Annotated in this window: 1 protein-coding gene; it reads left to right on the forward strand. The window is 61.5% G+C overall.

The window, feature by feature from the left end:
* Positions 1–76: 76 nt before the first annotated feature.
* A partial coding sequence (locus BN358_RS21830; protein WP_040584321.1) for a DUF4193 family protein occupies positions 77–234 on the forward strand: 158 nt, incomplete at its 3' end.

Genomic DNA, 234 nt, shown 5'->3' on the forward strand with positions numbered 1-234 from the left:
TTATACATTCCTCGCACCAGATGCCCCCCAACAGCCGCCAACGCGGGCACCGCGGAATGGAGATGGACCGAAAGACATGGCGACCGATTACGACGCCCCTCGCAAGACGGACGAAGAGAACGAAGACTCGATCGAGGAACTCAAGACCCGGAGGAACGACAAGAACTCCGGCAAGGTTGACGAGGACGAGGTCGAGGCTGCGGAGACCTTCGAACTGCCCGGCGCGGACCTGCC

Origin of the sequence: Sedimentibacter sp. B4, from assembly GCF_000309315.1 — a bacterium.
Classification (GTDB): Bacteria; Bacillota; Clostridia; order Tissierellales; family Sedimentibacteraceae; genus Sedimentibacter; species Sedimentibacter saalensis.